23 protein-coding genes and 1 tRNA gene are annotated in these 26196 nt (G+C 72.3%); 6 read left to right on the top strand and 18 right to left on the bottom strand.

The window, feature by feature from the left end; genetic code table 11:
• Window positions 1–38: 38 nt before the first annotated feature.
• Window positions 39–800 (bottom strand): cobalt ECF transporter T component CbiQ, encoded by a 762-nt coding sequence (gene cbiQ, locus ACZ5GP_RS17275; protein WP_468751634.1) that lies wholly within the window; start codon window positions 798–800, stop codon window positions 39–41.
• 1 nt (window position 801) lies between these two features.
• Entirely contained in the window at window positions 802–1914 is a 1113-nt protein-coding gene (locus tag ACZ5GP_RS17270) for an energy-coupling factor ABC transporter permease (RefSeq protein ID WP_468751633.1), read from the bottom strand.
• Window positions 1915–2121: 207 nt separating this feature from the next.
• Between ACZ5GP_RS17270 and ACZ5GP_RS17265 the strand changes: the two genes are divergently transcribed.
• Window positions 2122–2463, top strand: coding sequence for an SsgA family sporulation/cell division regulator (locus tag ACZ5GP_RS17265; protein ID WP_468751632.1), 342 nt, complete (start codon window positions 2122–2124; stop codon window positions 2461–2463).
• Between the two features lie 15 nt (window positions 2464–2478).
• On the opposite strand, the gene ACZ5GP_RS17260 is transcribed toward ACZ5GP_RS17265, so the two are convergent.
• Both ACZ5GP_RS17260 and ACZ5GP_RS17255 read right to left on the bottom strand, forming a co-directional pair.
• Entirely contained in the window at window positions 2479–4719 is a 2241-nt protein-coding gene (locus ACZ5GP_RS17260) for an MMPL family transporter (RefSeq protein ID WP_468751631.1), read from the bottom strand.
• A gap of 110 nt (window positions 4720–4829) precedes the next feature.
• Complete coding sequence (locus tag ACZ5GP_RS17255) at window positions 4830–5420, bottom strand: TetR/AcrR family transcriptional regulator (protein ID WP_358579647.1); 591 nt, start codon at window positions 5418–5420, stop codon at window positions 4830–4832.
• Between the two features lie 178 nt (window positions 5421–5598).
• Between ACZ5GP_RS17255 and ACZ5GP_RS17250 the strand changes: the two genes are divergently transcribed.
• Together ACZ5GP_RS17250 and ACZ5GP_RS17245 are read left to right on the top strand one after the other, a co-directional pair.
• Window positions 5599–9117 carry a S41 family peptidase gene (locus ACZ5GP_RS17250; protein WP_468751630.1) on the top strand — a complete coding sequence of 1173 codons (3519 nt, stop codon included), beginning with the start codon at window positions 5599–5601 and terminating at the stop codon, window positions 9115–9117.
• Between the two features lie 115 nt (window positions 9118–9232).
• Window positions 9233–9463: a hypothetical protein gene (locus tag ACZ5GP_RS17245; protein ID WP_468751629.1), complete on the top strand. Its 231-nt coding sequence runs from the start codon at window positions 9233–9235 to the stop codon at window positions 9461–9463.
• Between the two features lie 126 nt (window positions 9464–9589).
• Here the strand turns inward: ACZ5GP_RS17245 and ACZ5GP_RS17240 are convergent, their stop codons facing one another.
• The 3 genes from ACZ5GP_RS17240 to ACZ5GP_RS17230 are packed head-to-tail and all read right to left on the bottom strand — an operon-like array spanning window position 9590 to window position 12974.
• Window positions 9590–10474: an SDR family oxidoreductase gene (locus ACZ5GP_RS17240; RefSeq protein ID WP_468751628.1), complete on the bottom strand. Its 885-nt coding sequence runs from the start codon at window positions 10472–10474 to the stop codon at window positions 9590–9592.
• Window positions 10471–11397, bottom strand: a complete 927-nt coding sequence (locus ACZ5GP_RS17235) for an alpha/beta fold hydrolase (protein ID WP_468751627.1) — start codon at window positions 11395–11397, stop codon at window positions 10471–10473. Before ACZ5GP_RS17235 ends, ACZ5GP_RS17240 begins: the two co-directional genes overlap by 4 nt.
• Complete coding sequence (locus tag ACZ5GP_RS17230) at window positions 11394–12974, bottom strand: flavin-containing monooxygenase (protein WP_468751626.1); 1581 nt, start codon at window positions 12972–12974, stop codon at window positions 11394–11396. The genes ACZ5GP_RS17235 and ACZ5GP_RS17230 overlap by 4 nt, the downstream gene beginning before the upstream one ends.
• 175 nt (window positions 12975–13149) lie before the next feature.
• Here ACZ5GP_RS17230 and ACZ5GP_RS17225 point away from each other — a divergent pair, with 175 nt between their 5' ends.
• Window positions 13150–13776: a MerR family transcriptional regulator gene (locus ACZ5GP_RS17225; protein WP_468751783.1), complete on the top strand. Its 627-nt coding sequence runs from the start codon at window positions 13150–13152 to the stop codon at window positions 13774–13776.
• A 15-nt stretch (window positions 13777–13791) separates the two neighbouring features.
• On the opposite strand, the gene ACZ5GP_RS17220 is transcribed toward ACZ5GP_RS17225, so the two are convergent.
• From ACZ5GP_RS17220 to ACZ5GP_RS17210, 3 genes are all read right to left on the bottom strand, one after another.
• A complete protein-coding gene (locus ACZ5GP_RS17220) occupies window positions 13792–14802 on the bottom strand; it encodes a DUF6528 family protein (protein WP_468751625.1) in 1011 nt (336 codons plus the stop codon).
• 199 nt (window positions 14803–15001) lie between these two features.
• Window positions 15002–15784 carry an exodeoxyribonuclease III gene (locus ACZ5GP_RS17215; RefSeq protein WP_468751624.1) on the bottom strand — a complete coding sequence of 261 codons (783 nt, stop codon included), beginning with the start codon at window positions 15782–15784 and terminating at the stop codon, window positions 15002–15004.
• Window positions 15785–15942: 158 nt separating this feature from the next.
• Window positions 15943–16095, bottom strand: a complete 153-nt coding sequence (locus ACZ5GP_RS17210; RefSeq protein WP_358698986.1) for a hypothetical protein — start codon at window positions 16093–16095, stop codon at window positions 15943–15945.
• Window positions 16096–16311: 216 nt separating this feature from the next.
• Here ACZ5GP_RS17210 and ACZ5GP_RS17205 point away from each other — a divergent pair, with 216 nt between their 5' ends.
• The gene (locus ACZ5GP_RS17205) at window positions 16312–16827 is read left to right on the top strand and encodes a GNAT family N-acetyltransferase (protein WP_468751623.1); all 516 of its coding nucleotides are present in this window, start codon (window positions 16312–16314) and stop codon (window positions 16825–16827) included.
• 61 nt (window positions 16828–16888) lie between these two features.
• Here ACZ5GP_RS17205 and ACZ5GP_RS17200 read toward each other — a convergent pair.
• From ACZ5GP_RS17200 to galU, 7 genes are all read right to left on the bottom strand, one after another.
• Window positions 16889–16962: transfer RNA gene (locus ACZ5GP_RS17200), tRNA-Ala, on the bottom strand.
• 86 nt (window positions 16963–17048) lie between these two features.
• Window positions 17049–18257: a divisome protein SepX/GlpR gene (gene sepX, locus ACZ5GP_RS17195; protein WP_468751622.1), complete on the bottom strand. Its 1209-nt coding sequence runs from the start codon at window positions 18255–18257 to the stop codon at window positions 17049–17051.
• Window positions 18258–18489: 232 nt separating this feature from the next.
• On the bottom strand, window positions 18490–19113 hold the full coding sequence (locus ACZ5GP_RS17190; RefSeq protein ID WP_468751782.1) for a GNAT family N-acetyltransferase: 624 nt from the start codon (window positions 19111–19113) through the stop codon (window positions 18490–18492).
• On the bottom strand, window positions 19110–19628 hold the full coding sequence (locus tag ACZ5GP_RS17185) for a MogA/MoaB family molybdenum cofactor biosynthesis protein (RefSeq protein ID WP_468751621.1): 519 nt from the start codon (window positions 19626–19628) through the stop codon (window positions 19110–19112). Before ACZ5GP_RS17185 ends, ACZ5GP_RS17190 begins: the two co-directional genes overlap by 4 nt.
• Complete coding sequence (gene moaC, locus ACZ5GP_RS17180; protein ID WP_468751620.1) at window positions 19625–20149, bottom strand: cyclic pyranopterin monophosphate synthase MoaC; 525 nt, start codon at window positions 20147–20149, stop codon at window positions 19625–19627. Before moaC ends, ACZ5GP_RS17185 begins: the two co-directional genes overlap by 4 nt.
• 86 nt (window positions 20150–20235) lie before the next feature.
• Window positions 20236–21582: a molybdotransferase-like divisome protein Glp gene (gene glp, locus ACZ5GP_RS17175; RefSeq protein WP_468751619.1), complete on the bottom strand. Its 1347-nt coding sequence runs from the start codon at window positions 21580–21582 to the stop codon at window positions 20236–20238.
• Window positions 21583–21585: 3 nt separating this feature from the next.
• Window positions 21586–22497 carry a UTP--glucose-1-phosphate uridylyltransferase GalU gene (gene galU / locus ACZ5GP_RS17170; RefSeq protein ID WP_361077858.1) on the bottom strand — a complete coding sequence of 304 codons (912 nt, stop codon included), beginning with the start codon at window positions 22495–22497 and terminating at the stop codon, window positions 21586–21588.
• Window positions 22498–22590: 93 nt separating this feature from the next.
• On the opposite strand from galU, the gene ACZ5GP_RS17165 reads away from it, so the two are divergent.
• Window positions 22591–23205: a 5-formyltetrahydrofolate cyclo-ligase gene (locus ACZ5GP_RS17165; protein WP_468751618.1), complete on the top strand. Its 615-nt coding sequence runs from the start codon at window positions 22591–22593 to the stop codon at window positions 23203–23205.
• A 78-nt stretch (window positions 23206–23283) separates the two neighbouring features.
• Here the strand turns inward: ACZ5GP_RS17165 and ACZ5GP_RS17160 are convergent, their stop codons facing one another.
• The gene (locus ACZ5GP_RS17160) at window positions 23284–26133 is read right to left on the bottom strand and encodes a penicillin acylase family protein (RefSeq protein WP_468751617.1); all 2850 of its coding nucleotides are present in this window, start codon (window positions 26131–26133) and stop codon (window positions 23284–23286) included.
• Between the last annotated feature and the right edge of the window lie 63 nt (window positions 26134–26196).

Below are 26196 nucleotides of genomic sequence, written 5' to 3'. Positions count from 1 at the left end.
CATTCCAGTCGGCGCGTCACAGCATCCGTCCCGGTGCGTCACAGCATCCATCCCAACAGGCATACGAGGAGCGCGGCGGACGGGAGGGTCAGCGCGTACGTCCACTGCGCGCGCGAGGCGGTCACCTCGTCGATGACCGGCATCGAGCCCGCGTAGCCGCGGCTGACCATCGCGAGGTGCACCCGCTCCCCGCGTTCGTACGAGCGGATGAAGAGCGCGCCCGCGGACCTGGCGAGGACGCCCCACTGCCGCACGCCCCGCGCCTCGAAGCCGCGCGACTCCCGGGCGATCCTCATGCGGCGCATCTCGTCGGTGATGACATCGCCGTATCTGATCATGAACGAGGCGATCTGGACGAGCAGCGGCGGCAGCTTCAGCCGCTGGAGGCCGAGGAGCAGTTCGCGCAGTTCGGTGGTGGAGGCGAGCAACACCGACGCGGCGACGCCCAGCGTCCCCTTGGCCAGGACGTTCCAGGCGCCCCACAGGCCGCTGACGCTCAGGGAGACGCCGAGCACGTCGACGCGCTCGCCCTGCGCCACGAACGGCATCAGGACGGCGAAGGCCACGAAGGGGACCTCGATCAGCAGCCGCTTGAGGAGGAACGCGGCCGGCACCCGGGCCGCGCGCGCGACGACGGCGAGGAGCAGGGCGTACACCCCGAAGGCCCACATCGCCTCGCGCGGGGTGGAGACGACGACGAGCACGAAGCAGAAGACCGCCGCGAGCTTGGCGTGCGGGGGCAGCGCGTGCACCGGCGAGTGGCCGTGCCGGTAGAGCCGGTGGGCGTGGCCCGCGCCCACCTCAGGCCTTCTCGGAGCCGCTGGGGGCGGTGGCGCCGGTGGCGTCCGCGGTCGCCGCGGGCCCCGTCTCGCCCGTACGCCGGCGCCGGAGCGCCCAGAACACCGCCGACCCGGCGACGACGGTGACGCCCACCCCGATCACGCCGGCGAGGCCACCGGAGAGCCGGGCGTCGGTGATGTCCTTGACGCCGTAGTCGGCGAGCGGCGAGTCGGCGGTGGCGTGCTCCTCGGCCTTCTTGTCGATGCCCTTGTCGCGGGCGACCTTCTCCAGGCCGTCGGGGTCCGCGGAGGCGTAGAAGCTGACGAAGCCCGCGAGGACGAGGGAGGCGGCAAGGCCCGTGAGCCACACCTTCTTGGGCGAGGGGGCCGAGCGGACCGAGCGGACCGAGGCAGCCGGTGCGGCCGGTCCGGCGACGGCAACGGGCGCGTCGACCAGCTCCCCGCCGACCCGCAGCTTCAGCGGCCGGGCCAGATCGCGGGCCCCGTACACGAGGTCGGGCCGCACGGCGATCACCGCTCCCACGGTGAGCGCGGTGATCGCGGCCTCGCCGATGCCGATGAGGACGTGGACGCCGACCATGGCGGTGGCGACCCTGGCGAGGGAGACGTCGGTCGTGCCGCCGACGGCGTAGATCAGGGTGAAGGCGATCGCGGCGGCGGGCACGGACAGCAGCGCCGCGACGAAGGAGGCGACGGTGATCGAGCGGCGCCGGCGCGGCAGGACCTTCACCAGGCCGCGGAAGACGAGGTAGGCGACGACGGTGGTGACGACCGCCATGTCGGTGATGTTCACGCCGAGCGCGGTCAGGCCGCCGTCCGCGAAGAGGACGCCCTGCATGAGCAGGACGACGGAGACGCACAGGACCCCCGTGAAGGGGCCGACGAGGATCGCGGCGAGCGCGCCCCCGAGGAGGTGCCCGCTGGTCCCCGCCGCGACGGGGAAGTTCAGCATTTGCACCGCGAAGATGAAGGCGGCGACCAGTCCCGCGAGCGGGGCCGCCCGCTCGTCCAGTTCGCGCCGGGCGCCCTTGAGGCTGACCGCCACGGCTCCCGCGGCGAGGGCCCCCGCCGCGGCGGAGACGGGAGCATCGATGAATCCGTCGGGGACATGCATGCGCGCACTCCTGGGCAGGGGCCCTGGCAGGGCAGCTCGCTCGTGAACCGTTCAATGATACGGCCTTGTTGCGAACTGTTTGCAAGAGCATCGAGGTCCCGATACGGCTACGCCCGCCGGGTGGCTCTTCGGCCGCTACCCCAGGGCAGACGGCCGGACATATGGGACATTGGTGAGGAAGTGGCCGCCGGGATGAGGAGTTCAGCGATGTCCGCAGTCGAGCAGTACGCACGCGCCCACCTCGTCACGGACTCCTCCGAGGGCCACCGCGCCGTCCCCGCCGTCCTGCGCTACGACGCGGAGGCCGACCCGCACACCGTACGGATCGGCCTCCCCGGCCACCGCGACCGGGTCCTCGCGCGGCACCTGCTCGAAAGGGGCCTGCGCGCGCCGGTCACCGCCGGTGACGTGCACGTCTGGCCCTGCGGCCGGGTCCAGACGGTCGTGGAGTTCCACGCGCGGGACGGGGTGACGGTCGTCCAGTTCGACGCCGCGACGCTGATCCGCTTCCTGCGCCGCACCTACACCGCCACCCCGGTCAACCACTGAGCCGGGCGGGCGAGGTCAGACGCGCACCAGGTCCCGGTCCGCGTCCGGATCGGCGCCCCGCTCCGCCGCCGTGCGCAGCCCCTCGCCCTCGACGTCGACGTTCGGCAGCGCGCGGTCCAGCCACTTGGGCAGCCACCACGCCTTCCCGCCGAGCAGCGCGAGGACGGCGGGCACCAGCGCCATGCGGACCACGAACGCGTCGAAGAACACGGCGATCGCGAGGCCGAAGCCGATCATCTTGACCATCTGCTCGCTGGAGCCGATGAAGCCCGCGAACACCGCGATCATGATGACGGCCGCCGCCGAGACCACCCGGGCCCCGTGCCGGAAGCCGGTCACGACCGCCTGGCCGGGCCGCTCCCCGTGGACGTACGCCTCCCGCATGCGCGTCACCAGGAAGACCTCGTAGTCCATCGCGAGGCCGAAGACCACGCCCACCATGAAGATCGGCATCATCGACATGATCGGGCCGGTCTGCTCCACGCCGAAGAGCGAGCCGAGCCAGCCCCACTGGAAGACCGCGACGACCGCGCCGAGGGCCGCGAGGACCGAGAGCAGGAAGCCGAGGGCCGCCTTGAGCGGGACCAGGACCGAGCGGAAGACGACGATCAGGAGCAGGAAGGCCAGGCCGACGACCAGCGCCAGATAGGGCAGCAGGGCGTCGTTGAGCTTCTGCGAGACGTCGATGTTCATGGCGGTGGTGCCGGTCACCATGATCTCGGCGCCGGTGTCGTCGGTGACCTTCGCGCCGGTGTCCCGGATCGAGTGGACCAGGTCCTCGGTCTCGACGCCGCTGGGCTTGGAGGACGGCACGACGCTGATGATCGCGGTGTCCCCCGCCTTGTCGATCATCGGCGGGGCGACCGTCAGGACGTCGTCGAGGCCCGAGATGGTCCTGGTGATCTCCTTGGCGGCGGCCTTCGGGTCGTCGGCGCCCTTGAGGTCGCCGACCACCATCAGCGGGCCGTTGAAGCCCGGCCCGAAGCCGTCCGACACCAGGTCGTACGCCTTGCGCTGGGTCGTGGACGTGGGCTGCGCGCCGTCGTCCGGCAGGCCCAGCTCCAGCTGCGAGACGGGGAGGGCGGCGGCGCCGAGCCCGACGATGCCGACGAGCAGCACCGCGATCGGGCGGCGCACCACGAAGCGGGCCCAGCGGGTGCCCATGTTCGGCTTGGCGGCGTCCGGCCCCCCGGCGTCGGCACCGGCCGGCTTCTTGCCGCCGCCGAACAGCCGGCTCTTCTCGCCCATCGGCAGGACGAGCCGGCCCGCGTATCCGAGCAGCGCCGGTATGAGGGTCAGCGCGATGAGGACGGCGATGACGACCGTGCCGGCCGCGGCGAAGCCCATCTTGGTGAGCATCGGGATGTTGACCACGGCGAGGCCGACCAGCGCGATGACGACGGTGAGCCCGGCGAAGACGACCGCGGAGCCCGCGGTGCCGACCGCGCGGCCCGCCGCCTCCTCGCGGTCGCGGCCCTCGGCCAGCTCGCCGCGGAAGCGCGAGACGATGAAGAGCGCGTAGTCGATGCCGACCGCGAGGCCGATCATCATGGCGAGCGTCGAGGTGGTGGTGCCGAGGTCCAGGGCGTCGGCCAGCGCGGTGATGGACGAGACACCGATGCCGACGCCGATGAGGGCGGTGAGCAGCGGGAGCCCGGCCGCGATCAGCGAGCCGAAGGTGATGACGAGGACGACCGCCGCGATCGCGATGCCGATGATCTCCGTGGAGCCGGTCTCCGGCATGGCCTGGAGCGCGTCACCGCCGACCTCGACGGTGAGCCCGGACGCGCGGGCCTTGTCGGTGGTCTCCTCCAGCGCGTCGCGGTCCTCGTCGGTCAGCTCCATGGCGGTGACCTTGTACGAGACCGAGGCGTACGCGGTGGAGCCGTCCTTGCTGACGGTCCTGGCGCGGAACGGGTCGTCGGCGCGGGCCACCTGGTCCGAGCCGGACTTCAGGGCGCCGACGGTCTTGACGATCTCGGCCTTGTTGGCCGGGTCCGTCACCTTCTCGCCGGCCGGCGCCTTGAAGACGACGCGGGCGCTGGCGCCGTCGGCGCTGGCCTCGGGGACACGCTTCTCCAGCAGGTCGAAGGCCTTCTGGGCCTCCGTGCCGGGTATGGAGAAGGAACTGGAGGAGGCGGTGGGCGCCGACGCCGCGCCGACCATGGCGAGCGAGAGGAGCGCCACCCAGATCAGGGCGACGAAGTGCCGCTTCCGGAAGGCTAGTTTGCCGAGTTTGTAGAGGAACGTGGCCACGGGGGCGTACTCCCGGTCAGGTCGAGGTGACACGCAGCCCGGGGTGGCTGCAGGGCGAGGGGGTCGGCCCGGCGGCGTGCGCGGTCGCGCCGGGATCGGGGGTGGAGCGGTCAGACGCCGAGGGCGGGGAGGATCACGGCGTCCACGTACGAGGCGAGGAAAGCGCGGTCGACCGGGCGGTCCTCGATGAGGTCCCGGGCGACGAAACCGCCGACCAGCATGTGGACGGCGTACTCCAGCGCCGGGTTGTCCGCGGCGACCTCACCGCGCTCCACGGCTCTGCGCAGCAGATCGTTCAGGCCCGTCAGCTCCGGCTCGATGAGCAGGTTCCGCAGCGCCCGGTGGAGTTCGGGGTTGTCGTGGACGGCATGGAACAGGCCCCGCATCAGCGCGGCGTCCTTCTCCATCTGGCAGTCGTCGGAGCGGGCCACCATCTCGGACAGGTCGCCGCGCAGCGATCCGGTGTCGATCTCCGCCAGGGAGACGGGCTTGTTGTGCCGCAGCGCCTTGGCGACCAGCTCGGGCTTGCTCCCCCACTGGCGGTAGAGGGTGGCCTTGCTGGAGCGCGTACGGGTGGCCACGGCGTCCATGGTGAGGGCGTCGTAGCCGACCTCACGGAGCAGGTCGAGCACGGCCTCGTACAGCTCGGCCTCGCGCTCGGGCGTGATCCTGCTGCGCCGCGCGGTCGTCGGCTCGGCCATGGTCCCCACCTCCTGGTGCGCCTGCGGCCGAACGCGCCGCCGGATTCGTGAACGAAACGGTTTCGTACGCCTCGACTGTAGGCCACCTCTTAACGAAACGAAACCGTTTCGTTCGTGGTGTGCGTCACGCGGCCCGCCACGAGTTGCCGGGGCCTGCCGGGCGGAAAAGCATGGTGAGGTGACCGACGAGCGCGACAATGCCCAGGCGGACCCCGCCTACCTGCGATTTCCCCACCTCAGCGGCGATCGCCTCTGTTTCGCCGCCGAGGACGACCTCTGGGTGGCCCCGCTCACACCGGCGGGCACCCCCGACGGCCGGGCCCGGCGGCTCACCGTCGACCGCACCAAGGTGGGCCACCCCCGCTTCTCGCCCGACGGCCGCCACATCGCGTACACGAGCTGGCGCAGCCTCGACCCGGAGATCCATCTGGCGCCGGTGGCGGGCGGGCCCGCCCGCCGGCTGACCTACTGGGGCAGCACCGACACCCGGGTCTGCGGCTGGTCCCCCGACGGGGACGTCCTCGCCGTCTCCTCGCACGGCCAGCCCTTCTCGCACTTCTGCTGGGCCTACAGCGTGCCCGTCGACGGCTCGCCCGGCGGCAAGCTGCCCTGGGGCCCCGTCGCCGACATCGCGATCACCGACACGCTCGCCGATGACGACTGCGACCGCAAGACGCTGCTCCTGACGGGCAAGCCGCCCCACGAGCCCGCCGCCTGGAAGCGGTACCGGGGCGGGGCCACCGGGCGCCTGTGGATGCACGGCGAGCAGATCCTCGGCCACCTCGACGGACACCTCGACTCCCCCATGTTCGTGGCCGGGCGCATCGCGTTCCTCTCCGACCACGAGGGCATCGGCAACCTCTACTCCTGCCTGCCGGACGGCACCGACCTGCGGCGCCACACCGATCACGACGCCTTCTACGCCCGCCACGCCGCCAGCGACGGCACCCGTGTCGTCTACCAGTGCGCGGGCGACATCTGGCTGGTCGACGCGCTCACCGCCGACTCCGCGCCGCGCCGCCTCGACGTACGGCTCGGCGGGCCGCGTTCGGGGCGGCGGATCTACCAGGTGCCGGCCGCGCAGCACCTCGACGCGATCTCCGTGGACACCACGGGCCGGGCCAGCGCCGTCGTCGTACGCGGCAGCCTGTACTGGCTGACCCACCGGGACGGCCCCGCCCGCACCATCACCGACACACCCGGCGTACGCGTGCGGCTGCCCGAGATGCTCGGCACCGGCGGCCAGGTCGCCTACGTCACCGACGCCGACGGCGAGGACGCGGTGGAGATCGCCTACCTGCCGCGCGCCAGCGGCGACCGGCCGCCGCGCAGGCTGGTGACCGGCGGGCTCGGCCGCGTCCAGGAACTGGTGTCCGACCCGGACGGCGAACGCCTCGCCGTCGCCTCGAACGACGGCCGCCTCCTGCTCATCGCCCTGTCCGACGAGGTGAGCGCGGACCTGAACCGGCAGATCCGCGAGGTGGGCGAGATCCGCGAGGCGGAGGCGGCCGCCGCGAGCAGGGAGGCAGGCGGGAGTGGTGAGCCCCTCGGGACCGAAGAGGCCGCGGAGGCGTCCGCCACGGACGGCGGGACCGCAGACGCGGGGGAGGACGACGGCAACCCCGGGACCCGAACGGCCCACCGGCCCCCGGCAGGCGCCGCCGTCGGGCAGGGCGACGCCGTCGAGGTCACCGAGCTGATCCGGTCCGTCAACGGGCCGGTGCGCGATCTGGCGTTCTCCCCGGACGGGACCTGGCTGACCTGGTCGCACCCCGGCATCGGCCGCTCCCTGCGGCAGATCAAGCTGGCCCGGATCGCGGGACCCGGACCCCGCACGATCGTCGACGTCACCAATGGCCGCTTCGAGGACGAGAACCCCGTCTTCACCCGCGACGGCCGCTACCTCGCGTTCCTCTCCTGGCGCGGCTTCGACCCCGTCTACGACGTGCACACCGGCGACCTGTCCTTCCCCCTCGGTTGCCGCCCCTACCTCGTGCCGCTCTCCTCGGCGACCCCCTCGCCCTTCGCGCTGCTGCCCGACGGGCGCCCCGCGGCGGGCGGTCTCGACCCGGCCGACAACAGCGAGGGCGACGGCACGACCACGGTGGAGACGGAGGGGCTGGCCGCACGGGTCACCCCCTTCCCCGTCGCCGCGTCCAAGTACTCGGCACTGCACCCCGTCAGCGGCGGCGGCCTGGTCTGGCTGCGCTGGCCGATCTCGGGCGCGCTCGGCGAGACCTTCGCCAACCCGGCCGACACCTCGGGCCGCCCCACCCTGGAGCACTTCAACATCGCCAAGGCGAAGAAGTCCCCACTCGTCGACCACCTGGACTGGTTCGCGCTCAGCGGCGACGGCTCACGGCTCGTGGTCGTCGACGAGGGCGACCTGAGCGCCGTACCCGCCACCGAGCAGGGCGACGGCGATACGACGGTCTGGATCGACCTGCGCCGCGTCCTGCACGAGGTCGACCCGGCCGCCGAGTGGCGGCAGGCCTACGAGGAGGCGGGCCGCATCATCCGCGCCTACTTCTGGGACCCCCGGATGTGCGGCATCGACTGGGACGGGGTGCTCGCGCAGTACCGCCCGCTGGTGGAACGCGTCGCGTCCCCCGACGAGTTCGCGGACCTGCTGCGGGAGGTCCTCGGCGAGCTGGGCACCTCCCACGCCTACGTCTCCCCCGCCCGCCGCAACGAGGGCCCGCCGCACTACCAGCGCGCGATGGGCCTGCTCGGCGCGAACCTCGTCCGCCGGGACGGCGGCTGGCTGGTCAAGCGGATCCTGCCCGGCGATTCCTCGGACTCCAAGGCGCGCTCGCCGCTGGCCGGTTCGGGCATCCGCGAGGGCGCGATCCTCACGCACGTCGACGGCCGCCCCGTCGACCCGGTGACGGGGCCCTACCCCCTGCTCGCGGCGGCGGGCGGCACGACCGTCGAGCTGACGTTCCGCCCGGCGGAGGGCGGCGGCCGCGCCCGGCGGGTCGCGATCGTCCCCCTCGTCAACGAGCGCCCGCTGCGCTACCAGGACTGGGTGGCCAAACGCCGGGAGGTGGTGCGGGAGCTGAGCGGCGGCAAGTGCGGCTATCTGCACATCCCCGACATGGGCGGCTCCGGATGGGCGCAGTTCAACCGCGACCTGCGCCTGGAAGTGTCCAGGCCCGCACTGATCGTGGACGTGCGCGGCAACGCGGGCGGGCACATCAGCGAACTGGTCGTGGAGAAGCTCACCCGCAAGATCCTCGGCTGGGACATCACCCGCAACGCCCAGCCCGTCTCCTACGCCTCGAACGCGCCGCGCGGCCCGGTGGTGGCGCTGGCCGACGAGGCGACCTCCTCGGACGGCGACATGATCACGGCGGCCTTCAAGCTGCTCGGTCTCGGCCCGGTCGTCGGCCAGCGCACCTGGGGCGGCGTGGTCGGCATGACCGGGCGGCACCGGCTCGGCGACGGCACGGTGATCACGGTGCCGATGAACGCCGGCTGGTTCGACGCGTACGGCTGGTCCGTGGAGAACCACGGCGTGCCGCCGGACATCGAGGCGCTGCGCACGCCGCTGGACTGGGCGGAGGGGCGGCACGCCCAGCTCGACGACGCGGTCAGGGTGGCGCTGGAGCTCCTGGAGCGCGAGCCGGCGGCGGTCCCGCCGGGCTACTCGGACGTCCCGGACCGCCGCCGGCCGCCGCTGCCGCCCCGCTCCTGACGCCGCGCGCCAAGCCGCCGGTCACGCTGCGTACTTGATCGAAATGCGCGGAGTGTCCACCCGTGTAAATCTGGTCGAGGCCCCAACCCCCTCACCCACAACGGGAGTGAATCGCATGGGCATCAAGGACCAGTTCCAGGACAAGGCTCAGGACCTCGCCGACAAGGCCAAGAGCGCCAAGGGCGACAAGGGCCAGGCACGCGAGCGCGCCTCGCAGGCCCGCGACGACATGCGCGAGCGCGGCACGCAGACCCGCGACGAGGCGTCCGAGCGGTCCTCGCAGGCCCAGGAGCGGGCCCGGAACGCCGCGCGCGAGCGTCAGGACACGTTCGACCAGGACATCTGACGCCACCCCGCGCGTGAGACGAGAGGCCCCCCGGGACGCCGGGCGGGCCTCTTTCGCGCTTCGTCGACGCGCGGGCCCACCCGTCGGTCCCACCCGTCGGGTCCGGGCGCCGGACGCGGCCCGGGGTCAGGCCCCCGCTTGTGCCCGCGCCCGCTCGTCCGCCGAGCCGCCCGCGCCGACGAGGCCGGTCGGCACGTCGCCGAGGCGGGGTTCGAAGCGGCGCATCTCCCGCCGGCCCACCGTGGCGATCAGGCCCGGCAGATAGCCGCGGATGCCCTGCATGCCCCGCAGCCACCACTGCGCGTACACATGGCCCGAGCGCCGCTCGATCCCGGCGACCAGGCGGTCCACGGCGGGACCCAGGGGGTACGTCTTGTTGGACGGCCACGGCAGGCGCTGGCGAAGCTCCCGCATCACGTCGTCCTGGTCGGCGCCCCGCACCATGTCGGTGTCCGTCCAGGACAGATAGCCGACGCCGACCTTGACGCCCTTGTGGCCGACCTCCGCCCGCAGCGCGTGCGCGTACGCCTCGACGCCCGACTTCGACGCGCAGTACGCCGTCATCATCGGCGCCGGCGCGATCGCGGCGAACGAGGCGATCTGGAGCAGGTAGCCGCGGCTCTCCATGAGGACGGGCAGGAAGGCGCGCCCGGTCACCGCGCTGCCGATGAGGTTGACCTCGATGACGCGGCGCCACGCGTCGGGGTCGGACTCCACGAACGGCCCGCCGCCGGCCACGCCCGCGTTGGCGACGACGAGGTCGACCTTCCCGAAGTGCTCCTTGACCTCCCGCGCGACCTGCGCCATCGCCCCGTGGTCGGTGACGTCGGCGTGCCAGTACGCGGCCTCGGTGTGCAGCCGCGCCGCGACCTGCTTCAGCTCGTCCGGTTCCAGGCCCACGAGCGCGACCTTCGCCCCGCGCGCCGACAGCTTGCGCGCGAGCAACTCACCGACTCCGCGCGCGGCGCCCGTGACGACGGCGACCTGTCCCTCCAGGCTGACCCTGCTCATGCGCCCTCCTTGACCTGTACGTACGTTCCGACGAGTTCCCTTATGCGCCCGGTGACGGCGTCCGGCGCCTCTATGGGCGTCATGTGGCCGACCCCGGCCAGTTCGGTGAGGCCCACGCATTCGGGCAGCGCGGCCGCGATCCGCCGCGCGTGCACGACGGGCGTGAGCCGGTCGGCCAGACCGGCGAGGACGGCGGTGGGCGCCCGCAACGCGGCCACCTCGACGTCCAGTTCGAGCGTGGCCAGCACATGGGACCACCCGTGGCGCACGGCGGTGGGGCAGGCGTGCACGATCCGCGCGCACACGTCGACCTTTTCCGGCGCCGAACCGGGGCCCATGGTCCCGTACTTCAGGAGCCGCCTGCTCAGCGGCGTGACCGGCCCGAGGGGCGCCCGCGAGCCGAGCACGGACCGGGTGAGCCGGGTGCGGGCCCGCCCGGCCCGCAACGGCACCACCAGCGACTCGGCGACCAGGCTCGAACTGCCCGTGCTGCACAGCAGGACCGCGGCCGTGTGCTCCCGCACCAGCTCGCGCCCGCCCGCCGCCATGATCGTCATGCCGCCCATGGAGTGCCCGACGAGCACGGCCCGCTCGCCGGGCGCGAGCGTCGCCGCGAGGACCGCTTCGAGGTCGTCGGCGAGCGCCCGCGTGCTGTATCCGGAGGGCTCCGCGGGCGCGCCACTGCGCCCGTGCCCCCGCTGGTCGTACGTGATGACCTGGTGGTCGGCGCTGAGCGAACGTATCTGCGCGGCCCAGAAGGCCGTCGAGCACGTCCAGCCGTGCGCGAGCACCACGGCGGGCGCGCCCTGCGGCCCGTGCGTCTCGACGTGGATCGGGGCCCCGTCGGCGGAGACGGCGGTCAGTTCGCGGGCGGGGGGCGGCGGCGCGTAGGGCCCGTCCGCCGCGCGGGTCAGCCGGCTCATGCCCCGGCCTCCACCTTCGCCGCACCGGACTTCTCCCCCGTCGTACCGGGTTCCTCCTGCGCGTGAGGCGCCGCTTCCGGGGCCCTGAGGACTTCGTACTCGTTGAGGTCGACCCGTCGCGTCGCCGACCTGAACTCGGTGGTGGTGCCGGGCCAGACGGTGGTGTTGACGCCGTTCGCGTCCAGGTACCAGCTCGTGCAGCCGCCGGTGTTCCACACGGTGCGCTTCATCCGCTCCTGCACCCGCCGGTTCCAGGCGCTCACCGCCTCCGGGCGGGCGGCGAGCGCGGCGCGGCCTCCCAGGACGTCGAGTTGGCGCAGGTAGTCGGCCAGGTAGTTCAGCTGCGACTCGATCATGAGGATCATGGAGGAGTTGCCGAGGCCGGTGTTGGGGCCGATGATCGTCATCCAGTTGGGGAAGCCGGCCGCGGTCGCGCCGCGCAGCGCGTTCATGCCGCCCTTCCAGCTCTCCATGAGGGTCTGCCCCTCGGCGCCGACGACGCGCTCGGCGATCGGCATGTCCGTCACGTGGAAGCCGGTGCCGAAGATGATCGCGTCGACCTCGGTCTCGGTGCCGTCGGCGGCGACGAGGGTGCTGCCGCGCACCTCGCTCAGACCACTGGCGACGACGTCGACGTTGGGTCGCGCGAGCGCCGGATAGTAGGTGTTGGAGAGCAGGATGCGCTTGCAGCCGATGCGGTAGTCGGGCGTCAGCTTGGCGCGCAGCGCCGGGTCCTTGATCGCCCGGTACATGTTCCGCTTGGCGAGCCGTTCCACGATGCCCAGTTCGTTCGGCCGCTTGGTGAACGCCTGGACCTGCAATTCGCGGATGCCCCAGAGGATGCCGCGCCGGGCCTGGGTGGTGAACGGCAACTGCCGGTGCAGCCAGCGCTCGGCGCCGCTGATGGCGCGGTCCGCGCGGGGCATCACCCAGGGGGGCGTGCGCTGGAAGAGGGTGAGCCTGCCGACCGTCCGCTGGATCTCGGGCACGATCTGGATGGCGGAGGCGCCGGTGCCGATCATCGCGACGCGCTTGCCGCGCAGGTCGTAGCCGTGGTCCCAGCGGGCGGAGTGGAAGACCTTGCCGGGGAAGGTGTCCAGGCCGGGAATATCCGGGGTCTTGGGGTCGGAGAGCGGCCCGGTGGCCGAGACGACGACGTCGGCGGTGAGGGTGCCGCTGCTGGTCCCGATCTCCCAGCGCAGCTGTCCGGCGTCCCAGCGCATCAGCTCGACCTCGGTATTGAGGCGGATGTGCGGGCGCAGCCCGAAGGTGTCGGTGACGCGCTCCAGGTACTCCTGGATGTGCTCCTGCCCGGAGAAGGTGCGCGGCCAGTCGGGGTGGGGCGCGAAGGAGAACGAGTACAGGTGCGAGGGCACGTCGCAGGCGCAGCCCGGGTAGCTGTTGTCCCGCCAGGTGCCGCCCACCGCGCCGGCCCGTTCCAGGACGACGAAGTCGGTGATCCCCTCGCGCCGCAGCCGCACGGCCGCGCCGAGGCCGCCGAACCCGGAACCGATCACCGCCACCCGTACGTGCTCGTGCTCGCGCCCCTGCTCAGGGCCACGCTCGCGCTCGGCCATGCCGCCGCCTCCCGAAGTACACGACTCTGCCAGTAATCACTGGCGCAATGGGGAGAGTAGAACACCGTGCGTACTCATGGGTAGGGGTCGGCCGGGGAAAGTTACCGGCGGTACGACATAGGCTTCCCCCGTGGCAGACCAACGGGAAGGCGAAGGCGGCGTCCGCGAGTACCGCATGGCGGAGCTGGCCGAGGCGGCCGGCATCACCGTGCGCACCGTCCGCTTCTACCGCGAGCGCGGCCTGATCCCGCCACCGCGCCGCGAGGGCCGCATCGCCTGGTACGACGAGCACCACCTGGCCCGCCTGCGCACCATCGCCGCCCTCCTGGAGCGCGGCCACACCCTCAACGGCATCGCCGAACTCTCCGACGCCTTCGACAAGGGCCGCGACGTCGGCGAACTGCTCGGCCTCGGCGGCCCCTCCGAGGAGCAGCCGGTCCGCCTCACCCCCGAGGAGCTTGCCGACCACTTCGCGGGCGAGGTCACCCCGGAGAACCTCGTCGCCGCGCTGGAGCTGGGCTATCTCGGCACCGACGGCGACGACCTCGTGCACATCAGCCGCCGCCTGCTCGACGCCTCGTCCACCCTCGTGCGCAGGGGGGTCCCCCTCGCGGCGGTCCTGGAGGCGGGGCAGCGGGTGCGCGAACACGCCGACGCGCTCGCGGAGTTGTTCATCACGGTCATCCGCACGCACACCCCCGGCACCGCGGAGACGGACATCGAGCTGCTCCGCCCGGTGGCCAAGAGCGTGGTGGAGGCGGAGCTCTCGATGGCCCTGGACCGCCGCGTCAAACCGACCTGAGGCGGCGGGCCCGGTTCAGCGCGGCAGCCACCAGCGGGCCTTGTAGATCCCCCCGCCGACCAGCCGGTGACCACCTTCCGGCCGGTGGAGGGAGACCGTCGTGGTCCACCAGGTCTCCCCCAGGCCGCTCTCCGGCACGGTGGTCACCACCCGCCCGGTGCGCGGGTCGTCCCCGACGGCCTTCACGGACTTCCGGGAGATCTCCCCGGCCCCCGCGTAGTCCCGCACGAAGACGCCGCCGTCGATCTCGTACTGGAAGACGGCCGCGTTGGTCGTCACCCACAGCCGCCCCGGCCGCGCCGCCACCGGGAAGAGGTCGTGCCCGCCGGGCGTCCTGCCGGGCGTCCCCACGGGCAGGGCGATGCCGTACGTACGGCGCAGCGCGGGCCGCGCGGCCGTGCCGCCCACCTCGTACGCCACCAGCTCGTCGTCGCCGAGCGCCCACAGCAGCCGGCGCGCGCCGTCCCAGTGCAGCCCGTGCGCGCCCTTGAGCGGCTCCTGCGCGTGCCGCGTGGCGCGCGGGCCCTGCGAGGCCGCGTACAGCCGTACGCAGGCGCCCGTGCTGCACGCCACCGCCACATTGCCGTCGGGCAGGATCTCGGCGCTGTGCGGGTTGAGCAGGTCGTCACCGGGCCCGAGCGCCGCGCCCCAGTACCGGCGTCCCGTCGGGTGCTCCACGACGGCCACGAAGCCGAACGACGCCGTCGTCAGGACGTAACGCCGCTTGCGGTGCAGCCGCACCTTCGCCTCGCTCGGGTACACCCAGCTGACGTCCGGACCCAGGTCCTGGTAGCGCGGGTCGCCCAGCGGCGAGAACTGCCAGCGCACGACGGACGGGTCGGTGGCGGGGTCCCACACGCGCCGCCGCGCGTCGAGGACGAGCAGCCGCCTGCTCGCCTGCTCGGTCAGCAGCACGTGCGGCGTCCGGCCGGCCGCCCCATGCGCCTTGGCGGCGGGCAGCACCGCCGCGGCCCCGGCACCCGCGGCGCCCAGCACCACGGCACGTCTCGAAGGCAGAACGGCCACGAAGTCCCCCCGTCTCACCGGCAGTTGGTCGCACACGCGACCGCAATCTGCCATGCCGGCCGGGTTCGCGACAGCGTTCCGCCGGACTTTGTCCCCGCGTCCCGTGCCGGGCCACTCGCGTGGCGGCTTCAGGGGCGGGGGCCGTGACCGCGAAGGCGGGCGGGACCGCGAAGGGAGGAGGCGGGGGGGGCGGGCCCGGCTAGAGGTCGTAGACCACCGTGACGGGCGCGTGGTCGCTCCAGCGCTCGGCGTGGGTCGCGGCCCGCTCCACGTACGCCTTCACGGCGCGCTCGGCGAGGCCGGGCGTCGCGACGTGGTAGTCGATGCGCCAGCCGGTGTCGTTGTCGAAGGCGCGCCCGCGGTAGGACCACCACGAGTAGGGCCCCTCCACACCGGGGTGCTGGGCCCGCACGACATCCTCGTACTCCTCGAAGACGTCGCTCATCCAGGCGCGCTCCTCGGGCAGGAAGCCGGAGTTCTTCTTGTTGCCCTTCCAGTTCTTGAGGTCGGCCTCCTGGTGGGCGATGTTCCAGTCGCCGCACACGAGGACATGCCGCCCCTCGGCGGCGGCCCGCTCCTTGAGCTCCGTCAGGTACGCCCGGAACTCCGCCATGAACCGCGTCTTCTCGTCCTGCCGCTCGGTGCCGACCTCACCCGAGGGCAGATACAGGCTGGCGACCGTGACCCCCGGCAGATCGGCCTCCACATACCGCCCGCCGCCGTCGAACTCCGTCGACCCGAAGCCGACCCGCACCCGGTCCGGCTCGCGGCGCGTGTAGAGGGAGACACCGGCGCGCCCCTTGGCGGCCGCGGGCGCGTGCACGACGTGCCACCCCTCGGGCGCGCGGACCTCGTCCGGCAGCTGCTGCGGCTCGGCGCGCACCTCCTGCAGGCACAGCACGTCGGCCGTGGTCCCGCCGAGCCACTCCACGAAGCCCTTCTTGGCGGCGGCACGCAGCCCGTTCACATTCACTGAGGTCACTGTCAGCACAACACTCGCCCACTCTTCCTTGGCCACTTCCTCCTCGGGCCAGGGAACAGGCTCCCACACGGCGGGCGCCCGGCTCGGAGAAGCGTTCGGCGCCCGGGGGTGACGGCCTCGGCCTCACCTCCGGGCGCCGAAAGCACCGCGGTCCGGCGTCAGCTGTTCATGTCACCGAAGTGGATCGAGGTGATCACGACCGTGTCGCCCACTTCCTGGTCCCAGCCATCGTTCGCGGACGCGGCGGTGGCGCCGGCCAGGGTGGCCGCGGCGGCCAGGGCGAGGGCGGCAAACACGGTGCGGATACGCATGGGTTTCTCCTTCGTGAGGTGTGTCCGAACAACCAGAAGGGTTCTCCGCCCGGCCCCCACGCACCGCCCTGCCGCCGGTGACCAACCCGAACGCACGGGAACTTCGCCCGTACGGCGGCCCTCCCGCACCCCTTGCACCCCCGGGCACACTGGAGCAGAAGCCACCCCCGATTCACTCACGCCCATCCATCACCGCATAGAAGTACGATGCCTCGAATGACTATCCAGAACTCGGCCCCGGCCACCTCCGCCGTCCACCTGCGCGCGGTCACGTTCGCGCACCCCCACGCGATCGAGCTGAACGACCGGGTCCAGCTCGAATACGCGCAGCGGTACGGCGACGGCGGCGACGTCACCTTCCTCGACCCGACGATGTTCGAGCCGCCCCGCGGCCTGTACCTCATCGCGTACGACGACGGGGGCACCCCGCTGGCCACCGGCGGCTGGCGCGCGATGGACGCGTCCGGCGAGGGCTACGACGACGGCGACGCCGAGCTGAAGAGGATGTACGTCACACCCCAGGCCCGCGGCCTCGGCCTGGCCCGCCGCATCCTGGCGGCCCTGGAGGACGACGCGAGGGCGGCGGGCCGCACCCGCATGGTCCTGGAGACCGGCACGAAGCAGCCGGAGGCGATAGCGCTCTACACCTCCAGCGGCTACACCCTGGCCCCCACCAAGTTCGGCCACTACCGCTTCGACGACTTGAGCCGCTGCTACGTGAAGGCGCTCTAGGCTTCGGGGCAACGCAAAGATCCCGCCCAGTTCGATGAACTGGACGGGATCTCATGTGCAGTGGACCTGTGGGGATTTGAACCCCAGACCCCCTCGATGCGAACGAGGTGCGCTACCAGACTGCGCCACAGGCCCTTGCAACGAGTGAAACTCTAGCATCCCGATCGGGGTGCTCGGAAATCCGGTCCTGGCTGGTCAGCCCAGGCGGACGTCACGGTGTCTCACTCGTTGGCGGCGCGGGGCCGGTCCCCGTCCTCGTACTGGTCGAACAGCGGCGTGCGGCCCCGCTCGCGGGCCCGTCGCGCGGACGCGGCACGGCGCTTGTCGCTGCGCCCGCCCCCGGTCTCCTCGCCCTCGACGCCGTCGGTCTCCCCGGCGGCTCCGGTGACTGCGGCCGCTGCCCCGGCGGGCCGCCTCGGCTCGTCGGCGGCCGGCTCGGCCGTGCTGGAGCGTGCCGAGCTCCACGCGTCGGGGGCGCCGAGGTCGACGCCGCTGGAGGCGCGCGGGGCGACCGGCGCGGTCACGTACGTCGGCAGCGGCACCGGGACCGGGTCCCAGCTGTCGCCGCGTCCGGGCCCGCGCTGCCGCTCGCGCTGCTGGTCGACCCACTCCGCGTGGTCGGTCTGCTCGACGAGGGCGCGGCGGCCGGCGGCCAGCGCGGACAGGCCGGTCTCCGTCCCGGGGTCCTGCCCCTCCGCCGTCTCGGCCATGACGGGCTCCGCGCTCGTGGCCCCGCGCCGGGGCTGGCGCTCGCGCAGCCGCTGCGCCGCCGCCTCGGCCCGCCGCCGGTCCATCGTGTACGTGAAGCGTCGCCGCTCCTGGCCCCGCAGGTAGACGATGTAGGCGCTCAGCAGCACCGCCGGTGCCGCGGGCGCCCACAGGAACGCGAGGCCGCCGACCGCGGCGACGATCGCGCCGGCCGTGAAGGCGAGGAAGAGGAGCACGGTCGTACGCCGACGGCGCGCGAGCACCTTGGAGCGCCGGGCGCGCGCGGCGGCCTCCGCGGCGGCGGCGCGCCGGGCGGGCGACGAGCGGGTGCGCGGGGGCTGCCCGGGCTCGTGCTCGGACTCGGGTTCCGGGCGTGCCTGCTGCCGGGCCGGGGGCTCGGCCCGCGCCGCGGGAGGCTCCGCCCGGTCCGCCTCGGGCTCCGCCCGGCCCTCCGGAGGCGCGGCGAAGGCCCGGACGTCCACCGAGCCGGTGACGAGGTCCGGGTCGCCGCGCGTCTCCCCTTCTTCGGGCGAGCGGGCTTGCAGGTCCTTGGCGTATCGGCGCTCCATGGCCGCCCGTCCGGACAGCAGCCGGATGGCGGTGCTGAAGCGTTCCGTCGGACGGGCTTCGTTCAGCTCGTCCTGCCTACGGAGCCACATCGGCACCAAGTAGGCGGCCCAGGCCCCGACGATGACTGCGTAGATGAGGCCGCTGCTGCTCACGCTCACACGGTAGAGGGGTTTCGTTGAGGCCATCTGCCAATTGCGCCGGTGTGTCGCACGATCTGGCTGATATCTCGAACTTTTTTTGTGATTGATGCGATCAACAGGCAGTCCGGCACGCGAAAATTATTGGCCGCACCGATCAATTTCGAACATGTATTTCATTTGTGTGGTTGAGGGCGACCCGTGGGCTCCACGGAACAAGCCGGATCAGGTGGAGCGGCCGGAGCGGCTAGGCGGTGTTCCGAGGCCGTGCCTGGTGCCAGCGGTACAGCAGCCCTTCCGGCACCTCCTCGGCGGTGAGCGCGAAGACGAGATGATCGCGCCAGGCCCCGTCGATGTGGAGATAGCGCGGCCGCAGCCCCTCGTCGCGGAAACCGAGTTTCTCCACGACCCGCCGGCTCGGCGTGTTCTCGGGGCGAATGCAGACCTCGATGCGGTGCAGCCCGACCGACCGGAAGCAGTGGTCCACGGCGAGGGCGACGGCGGTCGGCATGACCCCGCGGCCGGCCACGGACTCGTCGACCCAGTAGCCGACATGGCCCGAGCACATCGAGCCCCAGGTGATGCCCGCGACCGTCAGCTGCCCCACGAGGCGGCCCTGGTACTCGATGACGAACGGCAGCATCCGGCCGGCGCCCGCCTCGGTGCGCAGGTGGCGGACCATCTGACGGTAGGTGGGGCGGTGCACGAGCGGGCCGCCGGCCGTGGGCGGCGGGATGGTCGCCTCCCAGGGGCGCAGCCAGTCGCGGTTGCGCCGGTTGACCTCGCGCCAGGCACGCTGGTCGCGCATCTTTATCGGACGGAGCGTGATGTCTCCGTCCGTCAGCTCGACGGGCCAGGAGGGGCTGTTCAGCTCGCACCCCCAGCGGGGCCGGGGTGGTCGCCGCCGCGCAACTGGTCGACGGCGTGCCGAAGCAGCGGCTCCAGGACGGCGAGGCCGTCGCGCACCCCGCCCGTGGAGCCCGGCAGATTCACGATGAGCGTCCGGCCCGCGACCCCGGCGAGGCCCCGGGAGAGCACCGCCGTCGGGACCTTGTCCCTGCCGTACGCGCGGATCGCCTCCGGGATGCCCGGCACCTCGTGGTCGATGACGCGGCGGGTGGCCTCGGGGGTGCGGTCGGTGGGCGAGACGCCGGTGCCGCCGGTGGTGAGGATGACGTCGTGGCCGGCCGCGACTCCCGCGCGCAGCGCCTGCTCGACCGGATCGCCGTCGGGCACGACCCGGGGGCCCTCGACACGGAAGCCGAGCGCGGTCAGGCCCTCGACGAGGAGCGGGCCGCCCCGGTCGGCGTAGACGCCGGCGGCGGCGCGGTTGGAGGCCGTGACGACCAGTGCCCGGTAGGGCGGGTGTGCCTGCCCGTCGCTCATGCGCCCGCTCCCGCACGGCTCCAGTCCCCGGACTTGCCGCCGGTCTTCTCCTCCACGCGCACGTCCGTGATGACGGCGCCCTTGTCCACGGCCTTGACCATGTCGACCACCGTGAGGGCCGCGACGCTCACCGCGGTGAGGGCCTCCATCTCGACGCCCGTACGGTCCGTCGTCTTCACCGTGGCGAGGATCTCGACGGCGTCGTCCGCCACGGAGAGGTCGAGCTTCACCCCGGAGACGGCCAGCGGGTGGCAGAGCGGGATGAGGTCAGGGGTGCGCTTGGCGCCCATGATGCCCGCGATCCGGGCGGTGGCGAGGGCGTCGCCCTTGGGCACTCCCTCGCCCCGCAGGAGCTCGATCACGCGCGGCGAGACCAGGACGCGGCCGCTGGCACGCGCGGTGCGGGCGGTGACGTCCTTCGCGGACACGTCGACCATGCGCGCCGCGCCCGCCTCGTCGATGTGGGTCAGTCGCTGCTGCTCAGAGGGTCCGGGGGTGTCCCCCCGGGAAATCGCGGTCATGTGCTGTGGCGCTCCCGGTCCCGGCCCCGCGCGGTGCGGCGCACCGGGCCTGTTGTGCGCGACACGGTACCGCGCACACGGTGTTCTCAGCCGAGCAGGACCACCTCGACGTCCGTGCCCGGCTCCACCGACGTGGTGTCCTCGGGGACGACGATCAGCGCGTCGGCCTGCGCGAGGGCGGCGACCAGATGCGAGCCCGAGCCTCCGACGGGGCGCACGGTGCCCGCCTGCGCGTCGTACCTGCCCCGGAGGAACTGACGGCGCCCCTCGGGCGAGCGCAGCGCCTTGTCGGCGGTCAGCTTCGCGCGCGTGGCCGTCCGGTGCACTTCGGGCAGGCCCATCAGGGTGCGGATCGCGGGGCGCACGAAGAGCTCGAACGAGACGTACGAGGACACCGGGTTGCCCGGCAGGGCGAGCAGGGGGGTGTGGTCGGGGCCGATGGTGCCAAAGCCCTGCGGCTTGCCCGGCTGCATGGCGAGTTTGCGGAACTCCACGCCGCCGCCCGCCCCGATGCCGGTCTCGTCGTCGGGGTCGCCCAAGGAGGTCAGGGCCTCCTTCACGACGTCGTACGCGCCCACGCTCACGCCGCCCGTGGTGACCACGAGGTCGGCGCGGATGAGCTGGTCCTCGATGGTGGAGCGCAGCGTCTCGGCGTCGTCGGCGACCGCGCCGACGCGGTAGGCGATGGCTCCCGCGTCGCGTGCGGCGGCGGTGAGGGCGAAGCTGTTGGAGTCGTAGATCTGACCGTCCGCCAGCGACTCGCCGGGCTGGACCAGTTCGCTGCCGGTGGACATGACGACCACGCGGGGGCGCGGGCGCACCTGCACCGTGCCCCGGCCGATCGCGGCGAGCAGGGCGATCTGCGGCGGGCCGAGCACCGTGCCCGCGTCCAGGGCGCGGTCGCCCGCCCGGACGTCGCTGCCTCGCGCGCGGACGTGCGCGCGTGCCTCGGCGGGGCGGTGCACGCGGACCTCGCCGAAAGCGCCCTCGGGGGCGGCGCTGTGGGCGCGCATCCCGGTGACGGGGCCCTCGCCGAGGCCTCCGTCGGTCCACTCCACGGGCACGACGGCCTCGGCGCCGGGGGGCAGGGGCGCGCCGGTCATGATGCGGGCGGCCTGGCCCGCGCCGACGGTGGGCTGCTCGCCGGGGCCCGCGGCCACGTCGCCGATGACGTGCAGGACGGCGGGGAACTCCTCGCTGGCGTCCGCGACATCGGCGACCCGCACCGCGTACCCGTCCATGGAGCTGTTGTCGAAGGGCGGCAGCGAGACGGGCACCGTCACGTCCTCGACGAGGACGCAGCCCTGGGCGTCGAGGAGTTGGAGCTCGATCGGTTCGAGCGGGCGGACGGTCGCGAGGACGTCGTCCAGATGCTCCTGAACCGACCAGAGCGCGTCCTGACCGGTGCTCGGTGTCGTCGTGCTGCTGCTCAAGTGCTACATCTCCTCGGTGACGTAACGGCGAAGCCAGGCCTGGAACTCCGGACCCAGATCTTCACGTTCGCACGCGAGTCTGACAATGGCACGCAGATAGTCGCCCCGGTCGCCGGTGTCATAGCGGCGGCCCTGGAAGACGACGCCGTGCACCGGGCCGCCCACCTTCTCGTCGGCGGCGAGCTGCTGGAGCGCGTCGGTGAGCTGGATCTCGCCGCCGCGGCCCGGCTCGGTCTTGCGCAGTACGTCGAAGATGTTGGGGTCCAGGACATACCGGCCGATGATCGCGTAGTTGCTGGGCGCGTCGGCGGTGTCGGGCTTCTCGACCAGATCGGTGACCTTGACGACGTCGCCGTCCTCGGTGGCCTCGACGGCGGCGCAGCCGTAGAGGTGGATCTGCTCCGGGGCCACCTCCATGAGCGCGATGACGCTGCCGCCGCGCCGCTCCTGGACCTCGACCATGCGGGCGAGCAGGGGGTCGCGCGGGTCGATGAGGTCGTCGCCGAGGAGGACGGCGAACGGCTCGCGGCCGACGTGCGGGGCCGCGCACAGGACGGCGTGACCGAGTCCCCTGGGGTCGCCCTGGCGGACGTAGTGCATCGTCGCGAGGTCGCTGGACTCCTGGACCTTGGCCAGCCGCGCCTCGTCGCCCTTCTTCAGGAGGGCCGACTCCAGCTCGTAGTTGCGGTCGAAGTGGTCCTCCAGGGGGCGCTTGTTGCGGCCCGTGATCATGAGGACGTCGTCGAGTCCCGCGGACACGGCCTCCTCGACCACGTACTGGATCGCCGGCTTGTCGACGACCGGCAGCATCTCCTTGGGCGTCGCCTTGGTGGCGGGCAGGAAGCGCGTGCCCAGGCCGGCCGCCGGGATGACCGCCTTGGTGATCCGGGGGCGGGGGGAGTGAGACTCAGTCATGCGGCCCACCATATCCGGTGGTTATGTGCGGAATCTGTGAATCCAGATAATTGGATGGCATATGCGTCATCAGGAAGGATTTGTGAGTAATCCATGAGCGGACCCGAGGCCTGCGGCCAGCCAACCAAGCGGACGTTGCGGCGAGGCCTCCTCGCGGTGAGAAGCGGGTTGACGGGAGATGGCGTACGCGGGGCGGCGGTGGCTCTCGCGGAGCGCGCGCTGGAGCTGACCGAGCTGGCGGGGGCGGACACGGTCGCGGCGTATGTCTCCGTGGGCAGCGAGCCCGGCACGCGCGTGCTGCTCGACGCCCTGCACGCGCGCGGGACGCGGGTCCTGCTGCCCGTGCTGCTCGCGGACAACGACCTGGACTGGGCCGCGTACGACGGCGCAGGCTCCCTCGTGCGCGTGCGGCACCAGGGCAGGATCGAGCTGCTCGAACCCGCCGGGGCCCGCCTCGGCCCGGCGGCCGTCCTGGAGGCGGACGCCGTCCTGCTGCCGGGGCTCGCGGTGGACGGCCACGGGACGCGTCTCGGGCGTGGCGGCGGGTCGTACGACCGCGTCCTGGCCCGTCTGGAACGCGCGGGCGCCGATCCCGCGCTCGTGGTGCTCCTGTACGACTCCGAAGTGCTCGCGCACGTCCCGGCCGAGGCCCACGACCACCCGGTGCGCGCCGCCGTGACGCCCTCGGGGGTGCATCGCTTCCGCTGAGCCCCCGCCGCGCCACGCGCCACGCGAAAGGCCCTCCACGCACGCGTGGAGGGCCTTTTCAGCGGGTGCCGGTCCCGGTCAGGGGCGCAGGACCAGCTTGTCGCTCGTGCTCTTCTCGACCGCCTTGTCGGTGTAGGCCCACGGCAGCAGTTCGCCCTTGGCCCACTTGTCGGTCTGGTCGGTGTAGTGCGCGTTGTACGCGTGCCCCGAGGCACCGGTGAGGTTGATCCACTTGGACTTGTCGAGGTCCTTGAGGTTCACCACCATGCGCATCGACGGCACCCAGACCACGCCGTAGCCGCCCGCCGCGTTCCAGCCGGTGGCGTTCACCGCGGCCTCACCGCCGCCGAGGTTCCACGGCCCGCGGTTGAGCACGAACTGCAGCCAGCCGGGGCCTTCGGTGCCGAGCGTCTGGTTCTTCAGCGTGAGGCGGTGCAGACGGCCCCAGCTCCAGCTGTCGACGTCCTTGCCGAGCTTGGCCGTCAGGTCCCAGCGCGCGTCCTCCAAGGCCCGCGCGAACAACCCGTCGCGGGTCTTGGTCGCCCTGTCGGTGCGGGTCGCCGGCGTCTTCCACCAGTCGTTGGTCTGGTCGTCGATGATCTTGCGGATCACCTCGTAGTAGCGGTCGCCGCCGTCCGGCTGCGCCGAGTCCGCGTCCCGCTCACCGCACTCGCGCACCTTCTTGCCCTCGTCGGCCGGGCCGGTGTTGCCGGCCGGTTCGACGTTCAGGCACTGGCCCTTGACGCGCAGCTCCTTGGGGAGCTTGTTGCCGAAGGCGAGCTTGAGGATGTTGCGCCAGACCGAGTTGAAGTACGCGGCCGCCGCCGAGTCGGCGTCCTGGGTGTAGTCCCAGCCCTCCAGGAGCTTCTGCGCCTCGCGGACGTACTTGTCCTTGACGTCGATCTTCAGCAGCTTGGGCACCAGCAGCTTGGCGATCTCGCTGCTGTTGTCCATCTGCATGAGGCGCATGTCCTCGGTGGAGACCTTGCCGCCGTTCTTGATCTTCGACTGGATGAGGTCGTCGATCCGCTGGCTGCGCGCTCCGTAGCCCCAGTCCGAGGTGAGCTTGTACGGGTACTTCGCCTTGTCGCCGTCGTCGATCACGGCCTGGTTGGCGGTGACGATGTAGCCGCGCTTCGGGTTGTACTCGTAGGGCAGCGCGCCCTGCGGGATGTAGCCGTCCCAGCGGTACGCGGGGTCCCAGCCGGGCGCCGGGAGCGAGCCGTCGCCCTTCCCGCGGGTGGGGATCTTGCCGGGCGCCTGGTAGCCGATGTTGCCCTTGGTGTCGGCGTAGATCAGGTTCTGCGAGGGCACCTCGAAGGAGGCGGCCGCCTTGCGGAACTCCTTGAAGTCCGTCGCCCTGTTGAGCTCGAAGACGGCGTCCATGGAATGGCCGGGGGTCAGCGCGGTCCAGCGCAGCGCCACTCCGTAGCCGTCGCCCCGGTCGGGGGCGGCGCTGTCGACGCCGGCCTTCTTGCCGACCTTGACCAGCTCGTCGTCGCGGTCGGAGATGAGCGGGCCGTTGTTGGTCTCGCGGACCCTGATGGTCTTGTCCTTGCCGCCGGCGACCTTGATGGTCTCGTCACGCGTGGTGAACGGCACCACCTTGTCGCCGTACTGGTACCCGTCCCCGGTGAACTTCTCCAGGTACAGGTCCGTGACGTCGGCGCCGAGGTTCGTCATGCCCCAGGCGATGTCCTGGTTGTGGCCGATGACCACACCGGGCATGCCGGAGAAGGTGTAGCCCGAGACGTCGTAGCGGCACTTGTCCGAGACCGAACGGCAGTGCAGGCCCATCTGGTACCAGACGGAGGGCAGCTGCGGCGCCAGGTGCGGGTCGTTCGCCAGGAGCGGCTTGCCGGTGATCGTGTGCTCGCCGGCGACGACCCAGGAGTTCGAGCCGATGCCGTTGCCGTTCGGGCCGAGGATCGCGGGGACCCCGTCCAGGGCGTCGGAGAGGCCCGAGAGCTGCGACTGGAGGCCGTCGGGGCCCTGGGCGCCACCGGCGAGGCCGGAGCCCGCCGTGCCGCCGCCAGAGCCCGCGGCGCCGCCGGTGCCGGTACCCGTACCGGTTCCGCCGGTCCCGGCGCCCGTGCCGGTGCCGGTACCCGTACCGGTCCCCCCGGTGCCGGACTGCGTGCCGGTGCCCTCGGGGTCGTACTTCTTGCCGAGACCGTCGTACGCGCCTTCCCGCACGATCGGCTTGTTCCGCTTGTACGGGTACTCCGGGTACAGGTCCTTGATCTGCGAGGGGCCGAGGCGGCTCGTCAGCAAGGAGCGGTCGATCTCGTCCTGCATGTTGCCGCGCAGGTCCCAGGCCATGGCCTTGAGCCAGGCCACGGAGTCGACCGGGGTCCACTTCTGCGGCTCGTAATCGTTGGTGAAGCCGAGCGCCGCGTACTCGACGGAGATGTCCTTGCCGTCCTTGCCGTCGAGATAGGCGTTGACTCCCTTGGCGTAGGCCTGGAGGTACTTCTTCGTCTCCGGGGAGAGCTTGGAGTCGTACTCCTTCTTCGCCACCCGGTGCCAGCCGAGCGTGCGCAGGAACTCATCGTTCTTGACCTGGCTCTTGCCGAACATCTCGGAGAGCCGCCCGGAGGTCATATGACGGCGGACGTCCATCTCCCAGAAGCGGTCCTGCGCCTGCACGAAGCCCTGTGCCATGAACAGGTCGGCGTCGGACTCGGCGTAGATCTGCGGGATTCCGTTCCCGTCGCGCTTCACCTCGACGTTGCCGGAGAGGCCGTCGAGCTTGATCGTTCCCTTGGTCTGCGGGAAGGAGGAGCGCACGGCGCTGATGCTCCAGTACGCGCCGAAGCCGATGCCTCCGACCATGGCCAGGACCAGGACGATCACGACGAGTCGGGCTCGGCGCCCCTTCTTCTTGCCGGACTTATGACCGGAAGAGGCGGTGGTGTTGGAGGGCATCGCTGTCCTTGCTGTCCTTACGCGAGCGGCAGGGCGGGCTGTGCTGTCGAATGGGCGGCTCTG

Source organism: Streptomyces sp. NPDC031466 (genome assembly GCF_055581265.1).
The sequence above is the reverse complement of the archived record's forward strand: the minus strand, read 5'-3'. Positions and strand labels throughout refer to the sequence as shown.